The sequence below is a fragment of the Saccharicrinis carchari genome (assembly GCF_900182605.1).
Taxonomy (GTDB): Bacteria; Bacteroidota; Bacteroidia; order Bacteroidales; family Marinilabiliaceae; genus Saccharicrinis; species Saccharicrinis carchari.
Genome location: NZ_FXTB01000003.1, coordinates 217,787 through 242,711, shown reverse-complemented (window position 1 = coordinate 242,711; position 24,925 = coordinate 217,787). Strand labels below are relative to the sequence as shown.

Here is a 24,925-nt window from a genome sequence, read left to right as displayed (position 1 = left end):
AATTGCCATACTAACTTTCAATGGACTATGTTAGGCATTATAGTAATCATAGTCGGTTCTCCAACTTCTACTGATTTTAATCCAGTTAAGAAACGTAAAAGTTCCTCCATTTTCTTCTTTCATTTCTCTAACGTCCATTTCCTGAACGCCCAAATCATTTAAATTCTTCATAATCACAAAATTTAAAATTGTTAATAAAAAAGTTAATTTTGTGCAGGAGATAATCCTGCGCCCCGGTGGAACTGTTTTGCAAGGACGTCCATCGGGGTATTTATACCGGCATTTGAAAAACAATACTCCGGTACCGTAACGTTACAGATACAATATTAAAACATACCAGTCTCATTTTTTGAGACTGAGCCCCTGCATTGTGTTAATATTTGTTAAGGTTTTGAATTTCGCAAAGCCGCCATTAACCGCTTGCAACTCCTCTCCGGATAGCTTTTTTGCATAAAAGCCACAATAAAAAGCAACGTCACATGTATAAACATAACTTTGACTTGAAATGCGGTATTCAATAGGTGCTCCAAAAAACTTCATTACATCGATTACCCTATGAAGCGAGGCTCGTGATATATTCAAGCGTTCGGCCAGTTCTTGTGGTGAGCCGGTTGCCTTTCTTGCTATCATCTTATCAATACGTTCCATTAATTCAATGGTTTTGGTTAGTTTTGCCATGGTTATGTTTTTTAAGTGTTCTGTTATTTTAAATTGTTTTAGGAAAAGTACGCGAGTTTTGTTTATTGGGATAGTTTAAACCTAACTTATAAATTCCCCATCTTTATAGACCTTACCGCATGACCAATTCTTTTGCTTTTGGAAATTGTTTTTGCCACATCTGGTAATAGTTTCCTTTGCTATCGAACAGTTTATGGTGTGTGCCTTCTTCTATTAATTTTCCGTTTTGAAGCACCACTATCTTATCGGCGTTCATTACCGTGCTTAGTCTGTGCGCAATAAGAATAATGGTTTTTCCATCTGCTTTTAGCTTATCAATGGCATTTTGTACAAAGGCCTCCGATTCAGAGTCTAACGAAGAAGTGGCCTCATCTATAATTAAAATTTTCGGGTCTTTGTACAAGGCACGTGCAATGGCCAGGCGCTGCTTTTGTCCGCCGGACAGGCTGGCGCCGTTTTCGCCCAGGTAGGTACCAAAACCTTGGGGCAGGCTTTCGATAAATGGTAGGATACCGATGCATTTACATATATCGAGCACCTTTTCCATATCGGGGTTGAACTCCCCCACGGCAATATTTTCGATTACATTACCGGCAAACAAATCCAATTTTTGGGGCACACAAGCAATAAGCTTACGCAGACTACTGTTGGTGTAGTAATTGATGCTGCAATCCCCAATGCTTATTTTACCTTTGTTAATTGGATATAAATTCTGCAGTAACGAAGCCAGAGTGGTTTTACCGGAACCGCTCTCTCCAATAATGGCGGTTAGCCGGCCTTTGGGTATGGTCAAATTAAAACCCTTAAACACCTCGGTTCGTGTTCCGTAGGTAAAATCAAGGTCTTCGAATTGAATGTCGCCAATCAAATCTTCGCGCAGATCAATTTTATTCTCGTCATCCTCTCTTTCCAAATCCATTATTTCGAACAAGCGGTCGGCAGCTATCAAAGCATTTTGTATGGTTTTGTTCATCGTTACCAAAGAACTTGCGGGCCCGGTAAGGTATCCTATCAAGGCATAAAAGGATAAAAGCTCTCCCGGCGTTATGTCTTGTCGTATAACAAAATAGGAACCGCTCCATAGCAGTATGATGGTAAACAAGCGGCTGATAAACTCGGACGAATTGCCGGAAAAGATGGAATTGATGCCCGATTTATAGATGGACTGCAGTAAAGTGATAAATCGTGTTTCGGTTTTAATATTGGCAAAACCTTCTAAACCAAATTGCTTAATGGTTTTAACGGAGTTCAGCGATTCAACCAATTGGCTTTCGAGTTCGGCGGCGTTTTCCATTAGCTTACGCTCCCGTTTTTTGTTCAGCTTGTTGGTGATGGCATAGGTGATGGCGTATAGCGGGAGGATAAGGGTCATAATCAATGCCAGTTTCCAACTGTAAGCAAACATCAGGCTGTACGAGAATACAATAATAAAAATGTTTACGATTAACGAAATGGCCGTGTCGTTTATAAATGCCCTTATTTTTACCGCATCGTTTACCCGCGAAATTATTTCGCCCACACGCATGGTATCAAAAAAGCGCTGAGGGAGTTTTAGCAAGTGTTTGTAGTAGCCCAAAATAAGCTGGGCATCAATTTTTTGTCCGGTTCGCAGCATTAAAATAGATTTTGCAGCGCCAATAAAAATTTGGAAGAGCAAAATTATTATCATCGCAACACTTAGGAGATTTAGCAGATTGCTATTTTTATCAATCAATACAAAATCTGTTATCTTTTGGATGTATATGGATGTGGAAAGTCCAAGAACGGTGTAAAGGATAGCACCGACCAGCGCTTGCGATAAAATACCTTTATGAGGTTTCAGCAAAAAGACAAATCGTTTTATATTTGAAACTTTATTATTCCCCGTTGTAAAATCTTCGTTGGGTACCATCAGTACCAACACCCCCGTCCATATTTTCGCAAACTCTTCAACAGACAATTTATGAATCTGTCCATCGGCGGGATCCATATATTCAACAACATCTTTACTTACTTTGTAAATAACAATATAATGATGCAGCACTTCTTTTACAATAACATGCGCTATGGCAGGTAAGGGAATCTTGGGTAGCGCATCATTTCCTCCTTTAACTCCTTTGGCAGTAAAACCTAATTTTTCAGCGGCTTTGATTAAGCCCAAAACATTCGTCCCCTTTTTATCCGTCCCGGCCATTTGTCTGATTTTAGAAACCGGTAATTTTAATTTGTAATGTTCGGAAATGGAAGCCAAGCAGGCTGCTCCACAATCGGTTATATCTCTTTGTTTTATTTTTATCGACATGGCTGTTTTTTTTAAGTTCGGTTAATTGGGTTGTTTCCTTTTCTCTAATATTCTGCCAAAAAATGGCAGAATATTAGAGAAAAGGCACGTAAGCAAAATTTAAAACGCATCGTTGTTGACGTGAAAAAAACATTAATATTAAACCTCATAATTTTATAATATGCGTTTTTAAATTTTGCCGAGCAACTTGGTCAAGCTAAACCCTTTATTGGTTTTAGCTTGGCCAAGTTGGGGTTCAGCCAATCATCCATTTTGTCGTACAGTAATTGGTATAAAGTTCTTTCGTTCAAAAAGAAACGACCCGTTAAAGTCATTCCTTTTTTAAGGTATCCTTTATGCCCTGATTTTAATTGGAGATTTTTAGCAGCGAGTTGGCATTGAATTTTAAAAACCGGCGAATTATCGATACTTATTATATCTTCAGAAATACCGATCACCTTACCCTCAATAAGTCCCCATTGATTATAATTGAAGGCGTCAATTTGAAAACTGACCCCTTGGTCCATATTAATAAAACCTATATCGGAGGGGGAAATGTAACATTCTGCAATTATTTCTTCATCGGGCGAAATTTGTGCTATAACTTGTCCCGGTGATAAGAAACTACCTGATTGAATACCCTTGGTTTGAAAAATTGTGCCGGTGGTGGGGGCTGTTACCACATATTGTTTTTCATTTTTAACCTGTTTCGTTAAATTCGATGCCAACTCTTTATTTTCAAATTCAAGGTTTGTTTTTTCTGCTTGCCATTGGTTTATTTTTTGCCGTTCAAACAATTTTTTCTCGGCCAGCAAGGTCTCATAAGCACTCTTTTTTTGCAAAAACTCCATTTCTGCAATTACCTCTTCGTTAAAGAGGTGTTCCGACATAGCAAAATCCTTTTTTAATAACTTTAGCTTTATGTCGTACTCTTGCACTTTTGCCTGAAATTGAATGAATTCCTGGCGATACTTGGGCGATTGTAACTTTTGCTTATTGAGAATGAGCTTGCTTAGATCGTTTATAAAAATTTTATTGTCCGCAATTGATTTTGTAATATGATTAATCTGCTCTTTAATATTATCCGTGTTCAATATTAAAAGCGTATCGCCTTTAAAAACTTTTTGTCCTTCACGTAGCCAACAGTGCTCAACCAATCCGTATGTACCGGTTTGTATCGAACTACTTTCAAGGCGAGTTTTAATAATTCCTCTACCTTGTGTAGTGATGTCGATATGGATTAGAGGAAGTACAATAATAAACCCCAGTAACAAAAGCATCAATGAAAGATAGATGTAAATAAATGGCTTATCGTTCTTTGCATACTGATACTCTGCGGTATGCTGAACTATTTCGGCAGGGAAAATTTGCTTGTACATCGTAGAGGTTTTATGCTGTAAATAGAATTAAGCTCAGTTTAAAAAAAGTAAATCCTTAGAGGGAGATCGGTAAAACTTACCGCCATTTATCGTCCCTATTTCTTTTTCGCTAATAATCTCAATAGGTATATTTACCTTTACCCGTAGGTTGTTGCCATAATAAAAAGTGTTCAACCTCCTGTCGTATTTAATATCAACGCCCAATAGTTTTAGGTCATTAAACATATCATACAGTTTGCTCCTCAAAACGTTAATTCTTTTGGCCAATTGGCAGGCCTTTCCGTTTCTTTTTCTCACGATCAAAGTAGCCAGAAAGTCAATTTGTTCGCTTTTGTCGTTTAAGGTCATCATATATATGTTAATGATCACAGCGTTTAACGTATTTTTATGCATTTATCATATATATACATAGGCAAAACTCTAAAAATAAATACTAAAAAGCAATTTTTTTACGTGACAAAAGCGTGACAAACTTCAAAGCACTCATTACCTGCATTGTATAGCAATTAATAATAACATATTACCGTAAAAATAATTAGTAATTTAGTGTTCAAATTAAATAAGAAGAGGTAAATTAGGGTGTATAATAACGGAATTACGTTCGACAACTCCGTTAAATAAGCACAAAAATACAGCACTGGTACTTAATTAAATTACAAAGGTTGTAATAAAAGCTACAATGAATAAATAATAGGCTTTAAAACCGTTTATGGCGTATTACGAAACCAAAAAATTTAAGGGCGATAAAAACATGATGGTAGAGAGTTGAGGCCAGTCCGTAATGTTGAACCATGATGCGGAAACGTTCTTTTAAACCGGGTACAATGTTTTGTTTGGTAAAACCGCCATCTAAAAATTCAGAGAGCACCAACCGGGTGTTACAAATGGTTTGAGCTTTTTTTATGGCTTGCAGGCACCACTGAAAATCGGCCGAGTAATTGTATTTTACATCGTAGTGTTGTACCAGACTGCTTTTTACGATAAACGATTGATGGCTGACCAGCATACCGCGCTTAAAACTCTCAAAAGTCAATGAATCCGGTATTTTTAATCGTCTATCGCCTATTTCTTTTCCGTCACTGCCTATCATCACGGTTTCGCCATAATAAATATCCGCATCGGGCATACTATCTATGGCTTGCTTCAGGGTGGTGGGTTGAGCTATCCGGTCGCCCGAATTCATAAACCACAAGTAATCGCCGGTAGCCAGGTCCATACCTTTGTTCATGGCATCGTAAATACCTTTGTCGTCTTCGCTTATCCATTTATCAATAACCTCAGCGTAGGTTTTAATTATGTCGAGGGTGGTATCGGTAGAATTTCCATCCACCACAATATACTCCACGTTTTTGTACGTTTGACAAGCGATGCTTTTTATGGTGGCTTCCAATGTGGCGGCTCCGTTATACACTACGGTGATGATGGATATTTTAGGAGGAGTGGGCATTTTATTTATTAAAAAGCGAGGTGTATAAAGCGTTGTAGCGTTGTGCAATAACTTTGTTCGAGTAATTTTGGATAACAAACTCCCGCGCCGAACGCAGTAGTTTTTCGGATTCATTTTCATACAAAATATGATAGATACCCTGTGCCAGATCATCATTGTTTTTTGACTTGGCCAGGTATCCGGTGGTGCCGGATTGTACCATTTGGGGCACCCCGCCAATGTTAAAAGCGACTACCGGAACTCCACACGCCAGCGATTCCATCACGGTATTGGGCAGGTTATCTTCTAACGAAGGAAGCACAAAAGCATCGGCACAATTATAAAGCCGCACAATTTTATGCACATCATTCAAAAATGCAATATTGTGCCACTTGTAGGGCAAGTTGTTCAATAGCTGTTCGTTACACTTTCCAAAAACCACCAACTCCATTTCTTTGCGTAAATGCGGATGATTATGGTTTAAAACAGACAACGCCTGTATCAGATGCTTCACTCCTTTACGGGGATCGTTAATATTGGCTGCACCAAACAACAGCAATTTTTTATCCGCCGGAAAGCCGTATGCCTCGCGGCACTCCTTTTTATTCAGGGGTTTAAAAACATCCGTGTCGATGGGATTGGGAATAGCGCTCACCTGCTGTTGCTGCATCAATCCGCTTTTTTGTGCCAGCTTGGCCATCCACTGACTGCAACCAACTGCATGTATGTGCGCTTGGTTCCATATATTTTTTTTATCCTGATAATTACCTGCCGATAGATCGTCCTGTTGGGGTGAGCCGAGCAGCGGACAATTACCACAGGCCTTGGTAAACCTGTTACAATTACCGGCGTAGTGGCAACCACCCGTAAAAGGCCACATATCGTGCATGGTCCACACAATGGGTTTGTTCAGTGCAAAAAGCTTTTGCAATCCGCTCAACGACAAAAAACCATGATTGATCCAATGCAGATGGATGATGTCAGCTTCCTGCACCCAGGGATGCCGGCTGATATCCACCCCAACCTTGGCCGGCGAAAACTGATAACGGACGGACTTGTTTTTTTCGTGGGGCAAAAAATACAATCGCTCCAATGCAAAGCGAAAAAATGCTTTCCATCTCCTGGACTTGCTGTTGGCGATACATTTTATATATTCCGCTTCGCCAGAAATATCTACTGCTCCCTCCTCTACCAGCATCTTCACATCAACTCCATTGCCTTTTAGGGCATCGAACAGCCTTTTGGCAGCAATGGCAGCGCCTCCTTTGTGTAAGGATTTATTAATAATCAGTACTTTCATGGCAAATGATGTATAGCGTTTATCGTTTAGTACGCAGCTTGTTCTGGTCTACAGTATAATGTAAGCCGCGACTCTCCTTGCGCATCATGGCCATACGGATAACAAGGTAGCCCACATTTATCTTGTTACGCAACTGGCACAGCTCCCTGGTTACGATGGAATCGTCGAAAAGCGTTTCCGTTTCACGATAAATCAGCTCCAATCTGTCTAAGGCTCTTTTTAAGCGAAGGTTGGATCGCACTATACCCACATAGTTGCTCATAATCTGCTCTACTTCCTTGTTGGTTTGCGTTATCAGCACCATTTCCTCGTTGTGCGTAGTTCCCTCATCGTTCCAACTGGGTATCTGTGTTTTATGCCTAATGGTACGTACCTGCCGCGCGGCATCTTCAGCTGCCACATCGGCATACACAATGGCTTCAAGCAACGAATTGCTGGCCAGGCGGTTGGCACCGTGCAAACCCGTTGAAGAACACTCGCCTGCAGCATACATATTAAGTATCGAGGTACGTCCCTTTAAATCCACTTTGATACCCCCACACAGGTAATGCGCCGCGGGTACCACCGGAATCATATCCTTAGTAATATCGATACCCAGCTCCAGGCATTTATGGTAGATGGTAGGAAAATGCATCTTTGTTTCTTCGGCATTTTTATGTGTTACATCCAAATAAACGAAATCTTCGCCCGTATTTTTCATTTCGCTGTCGATAGCCCGAGCCACAATATCGCGGGGAGCCAGACTTCCGCGCGGATCATATTTTTCCATAAAGGCCTGGCCATTACCTTTTTTTAATATGGCACCATAACCGCGCATGGCCTCAGTAATTAAAAACGAAGGACGTTCTTTGGGATTATACAAGGAGGTAGGATGGAACTGCACAAACTCCATATTTTCAATTATCCCCTTGGCACGATATACCATTGCAATGCCATCGCCCGTAGCAATGGTAGGGTTGGTGGTGGTTTGGTAAATATTCCCAATACCCCCGGTGGCCATCATCGTTATTTTAGACAGTATGGTATCTACCTTACCTGTTTTTTCATTCAACACATAAGCACCAAAACACTTTACATCGGTGCGCCAGCGAAAGGTAATCTCGCCCAAATGGTGCTGTGTGATAATATCTACGGCATAAAAATTTTCGGCAAACTCAATATTGTGATGTTGCCTGGCTTTTTCAAGCAAAGCACGTTGTATTTCATGACCGGTATTATCGAGATGATGCAGGATACGGTATTCGGAATGTCCGCCCTCTTTATGCAAATCGTATTTTCCATCTTCGGTTTTATCGAAACCGGTGCCCCACTCCACCAGCTGTTTTATTTGTTGTGGTGCGTTTTCGATTACCATTTTTACGGCATCCGGATTCGAGAGATGATCACCTGCAACCATCGTGTCCTCCATATGCTTCTTAAAATCATCCGGTTTATAGGTTACAGCGGCAATACCTCCTTGTGCATAGGCTGTATTGGTCTCGGCCAGCTTGGTTTTACTGATCACCAACACCTTTCCGTATGGTGCCACTTTAAGTGCGAAGCTCAAACCGGCTATTCCGGAACCAATGACCAGAAAATCAACTTTTTTTCTCATACCAAAATTGTATTTCCCCTTATTTTATCGCATTATATGCAACAAATATAGCTATTTAGCTATTCCGAATCGGGAATAATTCGGAAAAAACGAAATTTGGACTATTTTTGCATCCGCAAACAACTTATATTCAATGACGGCTCCCGGAAAGGATGAGCTAATTAAATTTAATCTATTCATATCTTATATAAAATATTATGGCGCAGGAGGATGTATTTAAAAAATTGGTAGCCCACTGTAAAGAGTATGGCTTCGTGTTTCAGAGTAGCGAGATTTACGACGGATTAAGTGCCGTGTACGACTATGGGCAAATGGGTGTTGAATTAAAAAACAACATAAAAAAGTATTGGTACGATTCCATGGTTAAACTCAACGAAAACGTGGTGGGACTCGATTCTGCCATATTTATGCACCCTACCACCTGGAAAGCCTCGGGGCATGTAGATGCCTTTAACGACCCGCTGATTGACAACAAAGAAAGTAAAAAACGCTATCGTGCCGATGTGCTTATCGAGGATTTAATACAGAAGTTTGAGGTAAAAATAGAAAAAGAGGTGAGTAAAGCCCAAAAGCGTTTTGGGGAGTCCTTCGACGAGGACCAGTTTAAAAGCACCAACCCGCGTGTGCTGGCCAACCAGGAGAAGATAAACGAGATACACACTCGTTTTTCGGCAGCATTAAACAATAACGATCTGGAGGATTTAAAACAGATTATTATCGATTATGAAATTGCCTGTCCTATTTCGGGCACTAAAAACTGGACTGATGTGCGTCAGTTTAACCTGATGTTCTCTACCGAGATTGGTTCTACCGCCGAGGGTGCCAGTAAAATTTATCTGCGCCCCGAAACAGCGCAGGGCATATTTGTTAATTACCTGAACGTTCAGAAAACCGGACGCATGAAGATTCCTTTTGGCATTGCACAGATAGGTAAGGCTTTCAGGAACGAGATAGTAGCCCGTCAGTTTATTTTTCGCATGCGAGAGTTTGAGCAAATGGAGCTGCAGTTTTTTGTGCGTCCCGGCGATGAGATGCAGTGGTTTGAGTATTGGAAGGACTTTCGCATGAAATGGCATAAATCGCTGGGGATGGGCGACGAGAACTACCGTTTTCACGACCACGAAAAGCTGGCACACTATGCCAATGCCGCCACTGATATTGAATATCGCATGCCTTTTGGCTTTAAAGAGGTAGAGGGGATTCACTCACGCACCGATTACGACCTGGCGCAGCATCAGGAATATTCGGGTAAAAAGCTACAATATTTCGATCCGGAACTTAACAAAAGTTACGTGCCTTATGTGGTAGAAACCTCCATTGGTGTAGACCGCATGTTCCTGAGTATTTTGGCCGGTGCTTATACCGAAGACGAGGTGGTAGATACCAAAGGTAAAAAGGAGACGCGTGTGTTGTTGAAGTTGCCTGCCATCCTGGCACCTATAAAGATGGCCGTATTGCCCTTGCTAAAGAAAGCCGGCTTGCCCGAAAAAGCACGGGAAATTGTAGACAGCCTGAAATTCGATTTCAACCTTCAGTACGACGAAAAAGATTCCATAGGCAAGCGCTACCGTCGTCAGGACGCCATTGGAACGCCCTTCTGCATAACGGTTGATCATCAAACCCTGGAGGACAATACCGTTACTATCCGTTACCGCGATACCATGGAACAGGAACGTGTAAACATAGCCGACCTGAATAATATTTTGGAGGAGAAGGTAAGTATGAAGAATTTGCTTAAATCACTGGTTTAGCATTCGATAAAAGGAAAAAGATTTGTGAATATAAAAAAGGCAGCCTGTGGCTTGCCTTTTTTTTATGCTCCAAATGTTTCCGTATTCAACAGCTCCACCAGTTTCTTAGACATCTGACAATAATAACGTTTTTCTTTAAAGCCTACTACCCATTGGATACCCTGGATGGCATTGGTAATAAAAACCTCATCGGCTTGTAGTAGCTCCTGCGAAGTGGCTCCCCGGGTTTCTATCAATTGAAACACATTGTGCTTCTCTAATATACCCAATATCACGGCGCGCATAACACCATCGATACAGCTTGTAAAAACAGATGGAGTAAAAATAACGCCGTCTTTAAGCCAAAATAAATTAGAACTGCCAGCTTCTATAATTTTGTTTTGGTCGTTAACAAGCAAGCAATCGTCAATAGCTTTTTCGTTTTTATAACCTGCGGCAAGCACGTAATGAAGCGCATTTGAATTTTTAAAAAACGACAAGGGGCTGTATTGCTTTTTCATGTCGTCATACACATCCACCAACAAACCTTTGCTGTTTAACTGATAGGCAACAGAATTTAAGGGTAAGGACTCAATAAGATAACTTACTTTGTTGGTTTGTGCCGTGTACAAACCTTCGCCCCTTCTGAACACCTGGATGCGTACACGCGATGCCCCAAAGGATTTGTTTTTTTGCAGTAACTTAGCAATGAGCCCCTTCCATTCTTCCTCGTCAGGAAATGAAGCGATATCCATTTTAAGGCTTAGCATGGCCTTTACCATACGCTTGTAATGCAAATGGAAATGTAAAGGGTAATGGCCGTTACATTTTATGCTTTCAAAAAAAGCATCGCCATACCTAAACGCCCGGTTGTTATAATCTAAGGGCACCTGCCTGGCGTTAAACGTTTGTCCGTTATATATTACAAAGTCAATCATGCCTTATCGCTTATGGATATAATGTGTTCTACCTGTGCAAGTATCGAGCTGTTTTTTTTCACCTTAAAACAGGCCCTGAGCCCGGCGGCTTGTCCGGCTTGTATGTCCCTGTCCGCGTCCCCTATTAAAAACGATTTCCGTGGGTCAATGTTCAAATCACGTATACCCTGATATATCATGCCAGGTTTTGGTTTTCGGCAATCACAAACCGATACCGAATGATGATGTGGGCAAACATAGATGGCATTGAATTGAGCGCCGTATTTTTCAAGCTGTGCCTGCATATAATTGTGCAACAACTGCACCTCCTCCATATCATACTCGCCCTTGGCCACCCCGCCCTGATTGGTAACAAGTATGGTTTTAAAACCTGCCTTTTTTAATAGCGACAAAGCCATTTCGATATCCGGATTAAAAACAAAATCCTCTACCCTATACACATAATAATGGCCTTCATCACTATTAACCACACCATCCCTATCAATAAAAACCGCCTTGTTCATGTAATTGTATATTTAAATAAAGGGAAGCAATTCGCTAATAAAATGCATAAACAAAGAGGGCTTATAGATGAGGGGAAAAACAAATCCAAAAACAGCGCCCCAAAAGTGGGCATCGTGGCCAATGTTGTCGATATTTTTTTTAGCCATTATTTTGGTATAAATCAAATACGCCACACCAAACACAATACCCGGTATAGGTATCACTGCAAACAGATACAGTAAGTTATAAGGGGCAAAAAATATACTGGTAAAAAGCACTGCCGAAACCGCTCCTGAAGCACCTACCGCACTGTAATAAACATTGTCCTTTTCTTTAAATAGCGAATACAGACTCGAAAATATCAGTGACGAAAAAAACAACAGCAAAAACATAAGTTGCCCCCTGCCCGGAAATACGCTATCGAAATAGTATATAACCGCCCTTCCGAATGAGTAGAGCACAAACATATTAACCAAAAGATGCGTCCACGAACCGTGCAAAAAGCCATGCGAGAGTAAACGGATATATTCTTTGCGGTGCACTATCTGATAGGCATTAAACTTATATTTGTCAAAAATTTGTGGCTGACTGAAAGCCGTTGCGCTTACAATTACTATTGCGCCTATCAATATTACTAGTGCATTCATGTGTTTAAAATTAGATAAGAGACTGATAGATAAGAGATATTTATACAATCTGTTTATAGATCAAAGATCTTGATATGAGAAATTCTTAAATCATCACTCATGGGGAACTGGGAGTTGATTTTTTATCAATTGCTAATTATCTCAATATCTACCGAACTAAATTAATGCAATATTTTAAAAACCATTTCTTTGAGTAATTCGCCGTTGTTGGCCGATACATTTCCAAAGCCTTTACTTTTCATGTCGTATTCGCGAAGCACCGAAATGATGCTTACCACCTTACGTGCCGGATAGTTACGTGCCCCCATGCTGTAGTCCTGCACAAAAAACTCACGGATACCCAGTTCGCGGGCTACATTTCCCTTTGCTTTATCGGGTAAGTAATAATACACCATCAGTTTTGAAAAGTAATTGAACAGCACTGAAATAACCGCCTGAATGGGGTGACTCTTGGGGTCTTTTCCAAAGACCTTTATAATACGGTTGGCTTTAAGCACATCTTTGGTAATTAGTGCTTTTTGGAGCTCAAAACTATTATAATCTTTGCTCATACCGATATTTTTCTCGATATGATCGGGCGTAATATGCTTAAGGCCCGGGCCTACAGCCACCTTTAACTTATCAATTTCTTTAACCATCTTTGACAGATTTGTGCCCAGATAATCCGTCATTAACGCCCCGGCCTTTACATCAATGGTAAGGCCCTGATCTTTCAAATACTGTGTAAGCCATGCACCTACCTGATTGTCGTACAATTTTTTGAACTCAAAAATAGCATTGTTCTTTTTTAAGATCGATCCTAATTTCTTGCGTCGGTCAAGGGTTTTATATTTGTAGTTGACAACCAGAATGGTAGAGTTTAAAGGGGCACTCGCATAATGTTGTAATTCGTCGATATTCTCAATATCCTGTGCTTCTTTTACCACCACTACCTGGTATTTCGACATCATTGGATAGCGGCGCGAAGCCATTACAACGGTAGCCGCATCCACATCCTTACCATAATACACGGTTTGATTAAATCCTTTCTCCTCCTCGGTTAAAACATTGTCCACAATATAATTGGTGATGGCATCTATATAGTAAGTCTCTTCGCCCATCAAAAAATAAATGGGTTTAAAACGACGGTTTTTCAAATCCGTCATTATCTGCTTAAATTCGGTCATACAAAAATTACTTTGCCCCAAAAATACGATTAATTATCAAACAACAGGTGCTTCACCGATTTTCCACCGTTGATGATTTCCTTGAGCGAATCGATACCGATTTGCAGATGTTGTTCTACGTATTCGGCCGTCACCTTTTTGTCGCTGGCATCGGTTTTTATACCGGCACTAATCATGGGCTGATCAGACACAAGCAACAAGGCACCTACGGGTATCTCGTTGGCAAAACCTACAGTAAATATGGTGGCGGTTTCCATATCGATGGCCATGGTGCGGGTTTTTACCAAATATTTTTTAAAGCGTTCGTCGTATTCCCATACTCTTTTGTTGGTAGTAAAAACCGTGCCCGTCCAATAATCGCGTCCATAATCGCGTATAGTGGTAGAAACAGCACGCTGAAGGCTAAAAGCAGGTAGCGCAGGCACCTCGGCAGGTAAATAATCGTTAGAAGTTCCCTCGTTACGGATGGCAGCGATAGGAAGGATTAAATCGCCCAGCTGGTTTTTCTTTTTCAGTCCGCCGCATTTACCCAAAAACAAAACCGCTTTAGGATCAATGGCACTTAGCAAATCCATGATGGTAGCCGCATTGGGACTCCCCATCCCAAAATTAATTATGGTTACTCCATCGGCACTTGCATTGGGCATATTACTATCTTCGCCTACTACGGGCACCTGGTGCCACTCCGCAAATAAATCGACATAATGTTGAAAGTTAGTAAGTAAAATATACGAAGTAAAATCCGCTAACTTACGGTGGGTGTAGCGTGGCAACCAGTTGTCCACAATATCTTTTTTTGTTTTCATAGCGATACTTTATCCATTTGATTTTATTTTTTTTAAAATTAAAACAAAAAAACAGAAGATTAAAATCCGACCGGGCGGTCGGGTAAGGTTTAATGCAAATTTATACAGATATCCGGATTAATTATGTTTGAATCAATCCCATAAACCCGGCATCCTATCAATTTTACACGAAACCTCAAGGTCGGGATTAGCTTTACTGTACACGAGTTCATCCAATTGCTTCCGAGGGGTGTTGCCAAGCCAAATATTTTCGGTATGCTTATTGAGAATAAGGGGCGAACGTTGCTCCTTTTTTTTCGGATTATTTTGCATTTCTTTAATCAATCCATGGGCCGGAGTTGTAACAATGGTAACCGTGTTCCAAACATTATGGTTGTTGGTACGGCACTGATCCCATAATCCGGCCAGCACCATAGGTGTTTTATTTCTGTGTTGAAAAAGGCAGGGAAAGGCTTTATTGTTACTATAGTGATAATCGTAAAAGCCATCTACCATTACTAAACAACGCTGATGGCTTGCAGCTTTTTTAAACGAAGGTTTTTCAAAAATGCTTTCGCCTCGGGCGTTAAGGGTTTTTTTACGTATCCGGCCGGCTTCTTTCTGATCCTTAACCCAATGAGGCACAAGCCCCCATTGAAACATTTCAGGACGCAGGGGATGTACGTTCCTAAATACAAGTAATGGCGGATGGGCAAAACCCGAAGCAGAAAACTGCGGCTTCATACCGATGGTTAATTCCTTGAGTTCGCTTTCGATCCGGTTTATTTCACCAATCGAATCGCTTCGGCGCTTTGCGTATATAAGCTTTTTTTGGGTAATATATTTTACTGTAAAGCACATTGCTCATTTTTTAAAATCCAAAAGTTAAGGTTTATTAAGTGAGCAAAAGCACATTAACACTACTTTTTTTATAATTTTGCATTATGATTTATATTGTATTACTTATTGTAGCCGCATTAATTGTGGCATGGTTTACTTCGCGGGGAGGAGATGAGGCAGATTCTGCACAAACGAAAGAGGTACCCGATGATTGCTGTGGAGCGCATGAAGTATGTGAGGCCGACAGCCTGCTGAGCGTCAGCGATGCAATAGAATATTATAACGACGAAGAGTTGGATCGTTTTAAAGGAACGGAAGCCAGTGACTATTCATCCATACACATTGAAGAGTTTCGCGATGTATTATATACTTTGAAGGAACACGAAGTAACCGGCTGGCTAAAGAGCATACAACTGCGGGGTATAGAACTGCCCATGGTTATCCGTGAAGAAGCCTTGATGATTGTGGAAGAAAGAAGAACAGTTCAAGGGTAGTGTAGCACCGTACAATAGGAGGCAGGTAAAAGGCTGCAAGCACATTCGTATAAATGGTAAGCAGCAAGATAGCCCCATCGCTACCGGGTTGGTAAAATGATTCTTAGCATTTTAGGCATATACTACTCATCCCTATCTATTTGTAAAGCTATAACGCCAACACCATATCGGGTGTCAACAATTATCTTCCCAAGCGCAGCAGTATAAGATTGATACCTGTTAAGCGCAACATTCGGCTGGCTTCGCTATGGCTGGCTTTTACCCGTTGCACATTGTTAATTATTCTACCGCTTTGGCTACCGCCTGCGAGCAACCGCAGTTCAAACCGTAAACCACCATTTCAATAAAAACGGCATCCGCAGATACGGCCACTTCAGCTAGCTCCTTCCCAGCCGAATCTTAATTTTAGATGAAAATAGCATTAAAAAAACGCTTTATACCGTCCCTTACAAAACGCTACATACAACAACTTATCGGCGATAAAACAAAAATGGATTCCGGTTCAGTGCCCTCTCCGGGGCTGTGCATCATCTGCCAAAAAAATTCATCTGGACGATTGGGACGAAAACATACCTTGCATCAGGTATCGTAACGATAAGCGCCAAAGTGACATTTTTAAATGCGAAGCGCTTGAGGAGATTTAATGCTGTGCGGGGAGCTTTGCATAGCAGGTATATAGATTGATAGGTGGTAAGGTCAATGGGTGGATATCATAAATTGATACCCTATTTGTTCCGGGCAAATGGCGCGGCTTGCTGAACCCAATAAACAATTGATTGTTTTGCTTTGTGTGTTTTCGTTTAAAACTATATACTTATGAGTCGATTGAAGCCTTTAAATTTTAACGCTGTAATACTACTGCCAATTTATGTAGTCCTTATTTTTTCCATGTCCATCAACGGTTGGAACCTGCTTGCAGGTAGTAATGATATCCACCTGCAATATCTCAATATATACAACAAAGCCACCATAGGTAGCTATCCCGATTATTACAACCTGCTATTAACCCTTACCGCAGTACTGCAGTTATTGGTTCCTGTTCTTCTTATGTATTCGTTGCTCAAAAAAGAGTTTTTAAAAAATAAGGCTTCACATATTTTAAGTGGGGGGTTTTAATTTCCATCACATCAATTACCATTTACGGATTTATGCTGCGGCTACTTTCCAATCATGGTGGAAGCGCCAACTTGTTTTTCTTCGTTTCCCTATTGTATTTTTTACTGTGGTGGCTTGAAAGACAATCCAGCAACAACAGCTTAAAGCTTTTTAATCATATCAGAATATTGCCCTTGTACTTTATGTTGTTTTACACCATGGGTTTTCCGGGCTGGGAAAAAATAATGAACAGTGCGCAAGTAATGGGAAGGTATATAAATCTTTTCAGTAACTCCTTTCTATCAAAACTTCCCGGAGGTATCAATCCCTTTATCTATTTTTTAGGGCTAATGGAATTATCAGTTCCCATCCTACTGGTTGTCAGTTTAATAAAAAGTGAATTCAGTTTAAAAAAGTATCCCTTTTACCTAATACTGGCAATTTATATAACCATTATAACTTTTGTAATGCTATGCTTTGGGTTGAGCGTAATATTAAATTTTCCGGGAGCTACCAATCTTGTGTTTTATTCCATTTTTACTTTAGGCCTATATTATTATGTGGTCGCCAATCTCAGGACGAATTAAAGCACGGCATTCCGCGTGCCGCCATAGCTTTAGCGGAGGAGCAAATGCCGTGCATAGTTATAAAAACGTGTTTTTTTGGTACACCGTAATTAGCCCCGAAATTATCGTCATGAAATTTATGATTGTTGTGGAACCCTAAAGTTAAAATTAGTAAGCATTTAGGTTTCCCAAAGCGGCAAAAGCCCTTCGGGGGATTCCGCACAGATAATTACAACTCTATTACTTTAAACCTCTCTACTCTCCTCAAGCCGGAGTGGCTTTTACTTTTTTTCTACAGCCAAAAAAAGTAAACAAAAAAAGCCCGCCGACTGCACCACTCGCTTACCCACTAATGTCTCGACGATGGGCCAGAAGGAACTCACTGCGCTCAAACAGCTTTCTGTCCTTCCATCCTCTTCAACAAGTGGGTCCCAAGCTGCGTTGCTGATGTCGGTGCCCGTATTTGGAGGATACCGTAAAGGTTCGCGTATGCAACAAAAATATGAAGAAAATTATCGTTAATATGTTGGCGTTAGCTGCTTTTTAAGAGCCTAACTATCTACCTTTAAATTTTTTACACCGTTGAGCAGGTATGTAGGCGGCCTTTATAAAATAACACTAAAACTCTTCGTCACCCATATCTTCACCGTTACCTCTGTTATTGCGCTTGGGCATAAAATTATTGATACGATAGCTCAAGGTAAACGAAACAAGGGGAGCCTTTCTTTCCCATTTTTGGTAATTATAAAAGTCGGCATCCTGGGTTTCGGATACGCGGCGGGCAGTAGCAAAAATATCCCTTACCTGCACCACTGCCGAGAGTTTTCTATCCAAAAAGTCCATCCGCAGCGCACCATTCATAGTGTAATAGCCCTCGGTTTCGCCTTGCGAGGTCACGGTAGGGCTGTTGTAGTTGCCATCCAGTTGCAACTGTACAGTTTTCATCACGCGGAAAGTGCTGTTAAGGCGGGAGCTCCAGTTAAAAGAACTACGCTCAAAACTCTTTTCGTTCAGCGATCCCTCTACCCTATAATCGTACATGTTCCCCATTAGGTTTACTTCCCACCATTTAAACAACGGCACGCTGTAGGTCGCATCCAGCCCAAAGGAATAATCGGTGCCCACGTTGGCAAACGCTGTCAACAATATACCCTCTTCGTAAACGCTCTGTATCCTTTCTACTTTGTTGTGCGTTACCCTATAATAGCCCTCCAACGACAGCTGAGCCAATTCCCACTTTTTAAGGTAGCCCAATTCCATAGCATCGATATATTCAGGATCCATATTAGGGTTCCCCTGCCTCACATTGTACATATCTTGCCAGGTAATAAATGGCTCTAAATAATATCCCCTGGGCCTATCGATACGTCGGGAATAACTGGCCATAAGCTGATGGTCCTTGGGTAGTTGGTACGAGAGATGAAGGGTGGGAAAGTAATCCCACCTATCCAGGGTATATTTCTCGTCCCCCGCTATATTGAGGATGTCGCGCAGCGTATATTCACCGCGCAAGCCCAGTTGATAGCCAAAATCGCCCAATTGTCCGTTATAAGTAGAATACAAGGCATATATATTGCGCGAATAATTGATTTCATTGCTTTTATCTTCTTGCAAAAGCATCTCGCCAATGGTCTGGTCATAAACCGACAGGGTAGTGATGTCGTCGCTCTCGCTGCTGCGCCCCTGAAAACCGGCCTCGAAACGATCCTTCTCGCCTATGGGTTTAGTATAGTCCAAACGCATCTCCCAGCGCGCGGAAGGACCGTCTTCCGTCGTTCGTGTTCCGGAATTTATCTGGTTCTTATTTTCTGAATATAACCTGTTCTCGCTCCATTCTTCACCCTCGCGGGAACGATAGTTGAGCTGGGCCGAAAGTTCGTGACCCTCTTGTGCAAACTTTCTTTGGTAGTTTCCGGTAAGTGAATAATACGAACCGCCCCTATATGCGTCGCTCCTATTGAACTCACTCAGGATGGTATTTCCGGGTGTTTGCCTTGTTGTGTAATACAGATCCGACTCGCTGTCCATGTTATATTTACCGGTACGAATCCCGATTGAAAAGAAATCCTTTTCGGTGATATCCCAATCAAAACCGGCTCTAAAAGATCCCCCATTGAAACTTCGTTCGTTTTCTCCCTCGGATATTTTTGTGGTGGTAATACCATTGTTCACTGTACGGCGTTCGCTAAATGATTCTCCCGGAAAAGGACGGTTGTTGTAATCGCCGCCCACATAAAAATTAGTGTTTTTTTGGCGCCAATTAAGCAATATATCGCCCCCGTATTGACTAAAAGAGCCACCCTTAACATTTACCAGCCCCTGAATACCTTGCATCCTGTTTTTTTTGGAGATGATATTGATGATGCCGCCCGTACCGTCGGGTTGGTACTTGGCCGAAGGATTGGTGATAATTTCGATATTTTCGATGGTGGAAGCCGGTGTCTGGCGCAAAGCATCGGACGGATCAAGCACCGTTGGTTTACCATCGATGAGCACCGTAAAACCGGTACTCCCACGCAACGATACATTACCTTCGATATCCACCCGTATGGAAGGTACATTCTCCAACACTTCCACGGCCGACAGGGATGCAGAAGTCATTTGCTCCCCTACGGACACTACTTTCTTATCAATTTTAAACTCGATGGATTGGCGGTCCGCTACCACCTCCACTTCGTCGAGGGAACGGGATGAGCCGTCGAGCATGATGTCGCCCAGATTTACCACGTCCCTGCCCGGTTCCACCGTTATTTTGTCGTACCGTACGGCATCGTAGCCCAAAAAGGATATGGTAACATAAAACTCTCCGGCCTCCAGCCCTTTTATGGCAAATGCTCCATCCGCATCGCTAATTTCTCCGGTAACCAACGAGTTATCCCGGCTCTTGTAAACGGCTATGGTTGCATACTCAACAGCCTGCCCGGTTTTACTATCATAAACATGCCCTTTCAATACTCCTTTTTCACTTATTTCGTTTGTTGGGTTGGCCAAGGCCGGGCCAAAAACCATAAGAAGAGCCCAACATATCAAGCCCCATTTTTTCTTTGTCGCATTCATAAAAAATTTCTTTTCTGTCCTCATTTTTTTGTTCTCTGTATTTTGACGTCATAAAACGATCATCCCCTCGGTTTAAATAAACTAAATCAAAAAAGAGATACGTAATGGAAATAGGAAGTTAGCCGCATACATTTTAGCCACACATATAATTGGGTTAAAGGATGCGCTCAGTTAAAAGATGCAGAACTGCCTTTTAAACATGCTTGTAACGTAACAAGCGGCGTGCATAATTGACGTCTTCCGGTTATAACAGACTACAGCCATAGTTTGTTGAAGATAGTTTGTATTTTTGAACTTTATAAACAACTTACAGCCGTACTTACGGCTACTCATGCCCTGTACAGAATAAGAAACAAACTAAGGACACATAGAAATGAACATAGAAAAATATCTCGATAGAATTAAACATAGAGGAAAGTCAACACCCAATTTGGATTTATTAAAAAAACTACAAAAACAGCATCTTTTGCATGTGCCGTTTGAGAATCTGGATATACATTATAATGTTCCGATTAAATTGGATATTGACCGAATTTACAAAAAGATCGTACTCAACAAGCGTGGAGGATTTTGTTATGAATTAAACGGGCTGTTTTTTAAACTGTTGATTGCACTAAACTTTGAGGCCAGACAAATCTCTGCTCGTGTTTATAACAAAGAAAAAGGGTATGGGAAAGAGTTTGACCATATGGCAATTATAGTTAGAATTGACGATAATGAATATTTAACAGATGTTGGATTTGGCGATTTTACTTTTGAGCCCCTCAAAATAGATATTGGTAAAATTCAATATGACGAACGCGGCACTTACCTTGTGGATAAGTATAACGATACTTATTTTAGCGTAAATAAAACGGAAAAAGGAAAAACCACTCCCAAATATATTTTCCAGACGAGCGGGAGAAATTTTAAGGAGTTTCAAGAAATGTGCGCTTACCACCAAACCAGTCCCGAGTCAAATTTTACGCGGAATAGATTAATCTCATTACCAACAACGAATGGAAGAATTACCATTAGCGGAAATAATTTGAAAATAAATGCGTCAGACTCAACAACGGAGCACGAAATAAAAGATGAAGTAGAATTCAAACAGTATTTGAGGAGTTTATTTGACATTCCAAAGCTATAATGTGCAGATACTGCATCATTCCGCATTTTTAAAATAAACTGAAGGCAGGGGAAAAAACCACATTAACCATACAATACAGCATAATTAAACCGGGTAGTATTGCTATTAAAACCCGCAAATACGTATACAGAAATGTCAAAAGGTAAAATTGATTTAAGATCTCTTTGCCTGGCCTAGCTTACTATCTCACGATAAAAAATAATCTAGTGTTTTAATAAACAGATCAGGCTGATCTGTATGAAGCCAATGTCCGGCATCAGGAATGTCGGCCAGTTGGGCCGAGGGGAAATATTTGCGTACAAGTTGCATGTCCTCGTCCTGCACATACGGTGATTTGGCGCCTCTTATCATCACTACTGTTTTTTGGGATGGAAATTCCTCTGTATCTTCAAACTCCGGCACACCATTCATTATCTTATCTAAGTTATCCGATATGGCCTGAACATTAAGCTTCCAGTAATATTGTTTATCCTTGCCACGCTCAACATTTTTAAGCAGGAAACTACGCACCATATTGTTGGGGATGCTTTGTTTCAGCACTTTGCCAATGGCATTGCGCGAGCTATGTTCCGAAGGATCAACAGCGAGCAGGGCATCTACAATGGCTCGATGGTCGCTGGTAATCCGGCCATAGTTGGTCTCCTGATTATAATACTTGGGTGCAATATCCAACACCACTAATTTATCCACCATTAAGGGATTTTTAAGCGCAAAAAGCATAGCTGTCTTACCCCCCATTGAATGACCCATTATGTTGGCTTTTTTTAACTGCCGCTGCTGCATAAATGTTTTAATGTCTTCGGCCATGCTGTTGTAATCCATCTCATTGCTATGGGGGCTTTGTCCATGGTTTCGCTGATCCACAATAAAAATCCTGAACTTATCTTCGAGCATACGCGCCACGCTCAGCCAATTGTCCGACGAGCCATATAAACCATGTATTATAATCAGATTTTTATCCCCTTTACCCAATTCGCGAAAGAAGAGTTCCATACTATTTTATCAATTGTTGTTTGTATAACTTGATGGTTTTTTCCAGCCCAAAATAAAGTGCATCGCTAATTAGGGCATGCCCAATTGATACTTCTGATAGAAAAGATATATTATCGGAGAAATATTTCAGGTTTTCGAGGCTCAGGTCGTGACCGGCATTAATTTTCAATCCTACTTTTCGAGCTACTTCGGCAGCGGCTATAAATGGTGCAATAGCTGTTTCTTTATTTTTTGCATACATTACAGCATAGGGTTCAGTGTACAGCTCAATACGGTCGGTATTTGTTTTTACGGCATGGGCAATATTATTTAAATCTGTGTCGATAAAAATGGAAGTGCGGATACCTGCATCGCTTAAATCAGCAATAATTTCCTGTAAAAACGATTTATTTTTGATGGTGTCCCAGCCGGCATTGGAGGTAAGGGCTTCCGGCGGATCCGGAACCAGGGTAACCTGATGCGGCTTCACCTTTTTTACTAAATCCATAAATTCCTTTGACGGATATCCTTCAATGTTAAACTCGGTTTTTATGATGGGTTTAATGTCCCACACATCCTGATAGCGGATGTGTCTGCCATCGGGGCGCGGATGTACGGTAACGCCGTCGGCTCCAAACTCCTGCACATCGATAGCTGCCTTTAGTACGTTGGGCTCATTACCACCACGAGCATTTCGCAAGGTGGCAATTTTATTAATATTTACACTTAGTTTAGCCATAGGATATTAATTTGTTAAATCAGGTGTGTGTTTACTATAGGGCATACAATAAACCAATCAATCGTTTGGTTGTTTCAGCATAAGCCACTATCTTTAATAGTGTTGTTAATAGCAAGCAAATTAAACGTGGACAAAGGAACAACCGAACCGTCCACAAAGTTAAAAGTATTTATCTAAAGTGACCTATGATAGCCAAAGATTTGATATCAGAAACAGTTCCGGCATTGCGCACCTCCAATACAGGCTCCGAGGCTTTGAATTGGATGGAGGCTTTTAGGGTTTCGCATCTACCTATAGTAAACAACAATAGTTTTTTAGGATTGGTGAGCGATACAGATATTTATGATCTCAACGCGCCCGAAGAGCCATTAGGAAATCATCAGTTATCGTTGATGTCGCCTTATGTGTATTACAACCAGCACATTTATTCGATTATAGAGCTTGCATCGCGGCTTAAGTTAAGCGTGGTTCCGGTACTAAAGGAAAATAAGGAGTATTTGGGCTTAATAACACAAACCGACCTGCTGAAAAACTTTGCAGAATTGATAGCTGCCCACACACCGGGTGGCATTGTGGAAATTGAGGTGCCTTCCTACGACTATTCTATTTCTGCCATAACAAGGATCATTGAGGATTCGGATACGAAAGTTTTAAGTTTTTATGTGTCGCAGCACGAGAACAGTAATATGCTCAACATTACCATTAAGTTAAACCGCGAAGACATCACCCCGGTGTTGCGTGCCTTTGACCGATACGAATATAATGTAACGGCATCCTACTCGGAGTACAGTGCCGTTGATGAAGTGGTAAAGAAAAATTACGACGCACTTATACGATACCTGAACATTTAAAAACCCGCATGATAGAGTCCACCCGAGGTATCGTGCTCACTAACACACGATATGCCGAAACCAGTGTTATTTCGCAGGTTTATACCGAAAAACTAGGGCTGCAATCGTATATAGTGAATGGAGCGCGCAGTCGCAAAAGTAGAGGAAAAGGCATTTTTATGCAGCCTTTGGCGCTGCTTGATTTAGAGGTGTACCACTCTGAGAAGAAGAGCGTACACCGTATAAAGGATTTTAGGGCAAACCCTCCGCTTACTCAAATACCATTTGAACCGGTGCGCAGAAGCCTTGCTTTTTTTATTGCCGAGGTTTTGAGCAAAGCACTGAGGCTCGAAGATAAAAGGGACGATGCATTATTTGATTTTTTGCACCAATCCATTTGTGTTTTAGACAATGAGCTGCCCGGCTTGCAAAACTTTCATCTTTTTATGTTGTTCAGGCTCACTCGTCCCTTGGGATTCTATCCTCATTTTACAAGTAATGAGGGGCTTAAATATTTTGACTTACGCACAGGTATGTTCTGCCATACAGAACCTGCCTATCCCGATTATTTAAATACGTTTGAAACGGCTATATTGTTGCAATTACAAAACACGGGTATAGAACAATTGGATACGATAAAAATGAATAGTGCACAAAGAAATGGCCTTATACAAAAAATATTGCTCTATTTTCATTGGCACATAAGTGGATTTTCTAAGATTAAGTCCTTTGAGGTATTAAAGGAAATATTCCGATAGTATAAGAATATAGAGCGTTAACGTAAAATATGGGCACATATGCCCGAATGAAAGGATAT

The 24,925-nt window shown here is 41.0% G+C and carries 24 protein-coding genes; 7 read left to right on the top strand and 17 right to left on the bottom strand.

Annotated features, from left to right (window positions below; genetic code table 11):
• Nucleotides 1-30: 30 nt before the first annotated feature.
• The 8 genes from FN809_RS17730 to nadB all read right to left on the bottom strand — a co-directional run bounded on the left by FN809_RS17730 (nucleotide 31) and on the right by nadB (nucleotide 8,637).
• A complete protein-coding gene (locus tag FN809_RS17730; RefSeq protein WP_185957493.1) occupies nucleotides 31-171 on the bottom strand; it encodes a hypothetical protein in 141 nt (46 codons plus the stop codon).
• A gap of 171 nt (nucleotides 172-342) precedes the next feature.
• Nucleotides 343-678 (bottom strand): helix-turn-helix domain-containing protein, encoded by a 336-nt coding sequence (locus FN809_RS07740; RefSeq protein WP_142532930.1) that lies wholly within the window; start codon nucleotides 676-678, stop codon nucleotides 343-345.
• Between the two features lie 112 nt (nucleotides 679-790).
• On the bottom strand, nucleotides 791-2,959 hold the full coding sequence (locus FN809_RS07735; RefSeq protein WP_142532929.1) for a peptidase domain-containing ABC transporter: 2,169 nt from the start codon (nucleotides 2,957-2,959) through the stop codon (nucleotides 791-793).
• Nucleotides 2,960-3,150: 191 nt separating this feature from the next.
• The gene (locus tag FN809_RS07730; RefSeq protein ID WP_142532928.1) at nucleotides 3,151-4,317 is read right to left on the bottom strand and encodes an HlyD family secretion protein; all 1,167 of its coding nucleotides are present in this window, start codon (nucleotides 4,315-4,317) and stop codon (nucleotides 3,151-3,153) included.
• A 33-nt stretch (nucleotides 4,318-4,350) separates the two neighbouring features.
• Nucleotides 4,351-4,710 (bottom strand): hypothetical protein, encoded by a 360-nt coding sequence (locus FN809_RS07725; protein ID WP_185957492.1) that lies wholly within the window; start codon nucleotides 4,708-4,710, stop codon nucleotides 4,351-4,353.
• 304 nt (nucleotides 4,711-5,014) lie between these two features.
• Nucleotides 5,015-5,764, bottom strand: coding sequence for a glycosyltransferase family 2 protein (locus FN809_RS07720; protein WP_142532926.1), 750 nt, complete (start codon nucleotides 5,762-5,764; stop codon nucleotides 5,015-5,017).
• 1 nt (nucleotide 5,765) lies between these two features.
• Nucleotides 5,766-7,043, bottom strand: coding sequence for a glycosyltransferase family 4 protein (locus tag FN809_RS07715; protein ID WP_142532925.1), 1,278 nt, complete (start codon nucleotides 7,041-7,043; stop codon nucleotides 5,766-5,768).
• 19 nt (nucleotides 7,044-7,062) lie between these two features.
• Nucleotides 7,063-8,637 (bottom strand): L-aspartate oxidase, encoded by a 1,575-nt coding sequence (nadB, locus tag FN809_RS07710; RefSeq protein ID WP_142532924.1) that lies wholly within the window; start codon nucleotides 8,635-8,637, stop codon nucleotides 7,063-7,065.
• A 197-nt stretch (nucleotides 8,638-8,834) separates the two neighbouring features.
• Here nadB and FN809_RS07705 point away from each other — a divergent pair, with 197 nt between their 5' ends.
• Nucleotides 8,835-10,388: a glycine--tRNA ligase gene (locus FN809_RS07705; RefSeq protein WP_142532923.1), complete on the top strand. Its 1,554-nt coding sequence runs from the start codon at nucleotides 8,835-8,837 to the stop codon at nucleotides 10,386-10,388.
• A 62-nt stretch (nucleotides 10,389-10,450) separates the two neighbouring features.
• On the opposite strand, the gene FN809_RS07700 is transcribed toward FN809_RS07705, so the two are convergent.
• The 6 genes from FN809_RS07700 to FN809_RS07675 all read right to left on the bottom strand — a co-directional run bounded on the left by FN809_RS07700 (nucleotide 10,451) and on the right by FN809_RS07675 (nucleotide 15,247).
• Nucleotides 10,451-11,305, bottom strand: a complete 855-nt coding sequence (locus FN809_RS07700; protein WP_142532922.1) for an aminotransferase class IV — start codon at nucleotides 11,303-11,305, stop codon at nucleotides 10,451-10,453.
• Nucleotides 11,302-11,808: a D-glycero-alpha-D-manno-heptose-1,7-bisphosphate 7-phosphatase gene (locus tag FN809_RS07695; RefSeq protein ID WP_142532921.1), complete on the bottom strand. Its 507-nt coding sequence runs from the start codon at nucleotides 11,806-11,808 to the stop codon at nucleotides 11,302-11,304. Before FN809_RS07695 ends, FN809_RS07700 begins: the two co-directional genes overlap by 4 nt.
• Before the next feature lie 12 nt (nucleotides 11,809-11,820).
• Entirely contained in the window at nucleotides 11,821-12,435 is a 615-nt protein-coding gene (locus tag FN809_RS07690) for a rhomboid family intramembrane serine protease (RefSeq protein ID WP_142532920.1), read from the bottom strand.
• A gap of 161 nt (nucleotides 12,436-12,596) precedes the next feature.
• A complete protein-coding gene (gene holA / locus FN809_RS07685; protein ID WP_142532919.1) occupies nucleotides 12,597-13,601 on the bottom strand; it encodes a DNA polymerase III subunit delta in 1,005 nt (334 codons plus the stop codon).
• Nucleotides 13,602-13,630: 29 nt separating this feature from the next.
• Complete coding sequence (locus FN809_RS07680) at nucleotides 13,631-14,407, bottom strand: AMP nucleosidase (protein ID WP_142532918.1); 777 nt, start codon at nucleotides 14,405-14,407, stop codon at nucleotides 13,631-13,633.
• 132 nt (nucleotides 14,408-14,539) lie between these two features.
• On the bottom strand, nucleotides 14,540-15,247 hold the full coding sequence (locus tag FN809_RS07675; protein ID WP_142532917.1) for an SOS response-associated peptidase: 708 nt from the start codon (nucleotides 15,245-15,247) through the stop codon (nucleotides 14,540-14,542).
• Between the two features lie 83 nt (nucleotides 15,248-15,330).
• Here FN809_RS07675 and FN809_RS07670 point away from each other — a divergent pair, with 83 nt between their 5' ends.
• From FN809_RS07670 to FN809_RS07660, 3 genes are all read left to right on the top strand, one after another.
• Entirely contained in the window at nucleotides 15,331-15,720 is a 390-nt protein-coding gene (locus FN809_RS07670) for a phospholipase (protein WP_142532916.1), read from the top strand.
• Between the two features lie 409 nt (nucleotides 15,721-16,129).
• Complete coding sequence (locus tag FN809_RS07665; protein WP_142532915.1) at nucleotides 16,130-16,312, top strand: hypothetical protein; 183 nt, start codon at nucleotides 16,130-16,132, stop codon at nucleotides 16,310-16,312.
• A gap of 224 nt (nucleotides 16,313-16,536) precedes the next feature.
• On the top strand, nucleotides 16,537-16,836 hold the full coding sequence (locus tag FN809_RS07660; protein WP_142532914.1) for a hypothetical protein: 300 nt from the start codon (nucleotides 16,537-16,539) through the stop codon (nucleotides 16,834-16,836).
• A gap of 1,163 nt (nucleotides 16,837-17,999) precedes the next feature.
• On the opposite strand, the gene FN809_RS07655 is transcribed toward FN809_RS07660, so the two are convergent.
• The gene (locus FN809_RS07655) at nucleotides 18,000-20,438 is read right to left on the bottom strand and encodes a TonB-dependent receptor domain-containing protein (RefSeq protein WP_185957491.1); all 2,439 of its coding nucleotides are present in this window, start codon (nucleotides 20,436-20,438) and stop codon (nucleotides 18,000-18,002) included.
• A gap of 373 nt (nucleotides 20,439-20,811) precedes the next feature.
• Between FN809_RS07655 and FN809_RS07650 the strand changes: the two genes are divergently transcribed.
• Nucleotides 20,812-21,567, top strand: a complete 756-nt coding sequence (locus tag FN809_RS07650) for an arylamine N-acetyltransferase family protein (protein WP_142532912.1) — start codon at nucleotides 20,812-20,814, stop codon at nucleotides 21,565-21,567.
• A 186-nt stretch (nucleotides 21,568-21,753) separates the two neighbouring features.
• On the opposite strand, the gene FN809_RS07645 is transcribed toward FN809_RS07650, so the two are convergent.
• Both FN809_RS07645 and FN809_RS07640 read right to left on the bottom strand, forming a co-directional pair.
• Nucleotides 21,754-22,560: an alpha/beta fold hydrolase gene (locus tag FN809_RS07645; RefSeq protein ID WP_142532911.1), complete on the bottom strand. Its 807-nt coding sequence runs from the start codon at nucleotides 22,558-22,560 to the stop codon at nucleotides 21,754-21,756.
• A 1-nt stretch (nucleotide 22,561) separates the two neighbouring features.
• Nucleotides 22,562-23,278 carry a pyridoxine 5'-phosphate synthase gene (locus tag FN809_RS07640; RefSeq protein ID WP_142532910.1) on the bottom strand — a complete coding sequence of 239 codons (717 nt, stop codon included), beginning with the start codon at nucleotides 23,276-23,278 and terminating at the stop codon, nucleotides 22,562-22,564.
• Nucleotides 23,279-23,463: 185 nt separating this feature from the next.
• Between FN809_RS07640 and FN809_RS07635 the strand changes: the two genes are divergently transcribed.
• Both FN809_RS07635 and recO read left to right on the top strand, forming a co-directional pair.
• On the top strand, nucleotides 23,464-24,129 hold the full coding sequence (locus FN809_RS07635) for a CBS domain-containing protein (protein ID WP_142532909.1): 666 nt from the start codon (nucleotides 23,464-23,466) through the stop codon (nucleotides 24,127-24,129).
• An 8-nt stretch (nucleotides 24,130-24,137) separates the two neighbouring features.
• Nucleotides 24,138-24,866 (top strand): DNA repair protein RecO, encoded by a 729-nt coding sequence (recO, locus tag FN809_RS07630; protein WP_142532908.1) that lies wholly within the window; start codon nucleotides 24,138-24,140, stop codon nucleotides 24,864-24,866.
• The last annotated feature ends 59 nt before the right edge of the window (nucleotides 24,867-24,925 follow it).

Bases quoted from the DNA above. Each gene is read 5' to 3' on its own strand.
- FN809_RS07655 (WP_185957491.1), bottom strand. From the start codon at position 20,438: ATGAATGCGACAAAGAAAAAATGGGGCTTGATATGTTGGGCTCTTCTT.
- FN809_RS07675 (WP_142532917.1), bottom strand. From the start codon at position 15,247: ATGTGCTTTACAGTAAAATATATTACCCAAAAAAAGCTTATATACGCA.
- FN809_RS07715 (WP_142532925.1), bottom strand. From the start codon at position 7,043: ATGAAAGTACTGATTATTAATAAATCCTTACACAAAGGAGGCGCTGCC.
- FN809_RS07680 (WP_142532918.1), bottom strand. From the start codon at position 14,407: ATGAAAACAAAAAAAGATATTGTGGACAACTGGTTGCCACGCTACACC.
- holA (WP_142532919.1), bottom strand. From the start codon at position 13,601: ATGACCGAATTTAAGCAGATAATGACGGATTTGAAAAACCGTCGTTTT.
- recO (WP_142532908.1), top strand. From the start codon at position 24,138: ATGATAGAGTCCACCCGAGGTATCGTGCTCACTAACACACGATATGCC.
- FN809_RS07645 (WP_142532911.1), bottom strand. From the start codon at position 22,560: ATGGAACTCTTCTTTCGCGAATTGGGTAAAGGGGATAAAAATCTGATT.
- FN809_RS07650 (WP_142532912.1), top strand. From the start codon at position 20,812: ATGAACATAGAAAAATATCTCGATAGAATTAAACATAGAGGAAAGTCA.
- FN809_RS07635 (WP_142532909.1), top strand. From the start codon at position 23,464: ATGATAGCCAAAGATTTGATATCAGAAACAGTTCCGGCATTGCGCACC.
- FN809_RS07695 (WP_142532921.1), bottom strand. From the start codon at position 11,808: ATGAACAAGGCGGTTTTTATTGATAGGGATGGTGTGGTTAATAGTGAT.
- FN809_RS07740 (WP_142532930.1), bottom strand. From the start codon at position 678: ATGGCAAAACTAACCAAAACCATTGAATTAATGGAACGTATTGATAAG.
- FN809_RS07705 (WP_142532923.1), top strand. From the start codon at position 8,835: ATGGCGCAGGAGGATGTATTTAAAAAATTGGTAGCCCACTGTAAAGAG.
- FN809_RS17730 (WP_185957493.1), bottom strand. From the start codon at position 171: ATGAAGAATTTAAATGATTTGGGCGTTCAGGAAATGGACGTTAGAGAA.
- FN809_RS07735 (WP_142532929.1), bottom strand. From the start codon at position 2,959: ATGTCGATAAAAATAAAACAAAGAGATATAACCGATTGTGGAGCAGCC.
- FN809_RS07720 (WP_142532926.1), bottom strand. From the start codon at position 5,764: ATGCCCACTCCTCCTAAAATATCCATCATCACCGTAGTGTATAACGGA.
- FN809_RS07690 (WP_142532920.1), bottom strand. From the start codon at position 12,435: ATGAATGCACTAGTAATATTGATAGGCGCAATAGTAATTGTAAGCGCA.
- FN809_RS07660 (WP_142532914.1), top strand. From the start codon at position 16,537: ATGAGTCGATTGAAGCCTTTAAATTTTAACGCTGTAATACTACTGCCA.
- FN809_RS07725 (WP_185957492.1), bottom strand. From the start codon at position 4,710: ATGCATAAAAATACGTTAAACGCTGTGATCATTAACATATATATGATG.
- FN809_RS07700 (WP_142532922.1), bottom strand. From the start codon at position 11,305: ATGATTGACTTTGTAATATATAACGGACAAACGTTTAACGCCAGGCAG.
- FN809_RS07730 (WP_142532928.1), bottom strand. From the start codon at position 4,317: ATGTACAAGCAAATTTTCCCTGCCGAAATAGTTCAGCATACCGCAGAG.
- FN809_RS07640 (WP_142532910.1), bottom strand. From the start codon at position 23,278: ATGGCTAAACTAAGTGTAAATATTAATAAAATTGCCACCTTGCGAAAT.
- FN809_RS07670 (WP_142532916.1), top strand. From the start codon at position 15,331: ATGATTTATATTGTATTACTTATTGTAGCCGCATTAATTGTGGCATGG.
- FN809_RS07665 (WP_142532915.1), top strand. From the start codon at position 16,130: ATGAAAATAGCATTAAAAAAACGCTTTATACCGTCCCTTACAAAACGC.
- nadB (WP_142532924.1), bottom strand. From the start codon at position 8,637: ATGAGAAAAAAAGTTGATTTTCTGGTCATTGGTTCCGGAATAGCCGGT.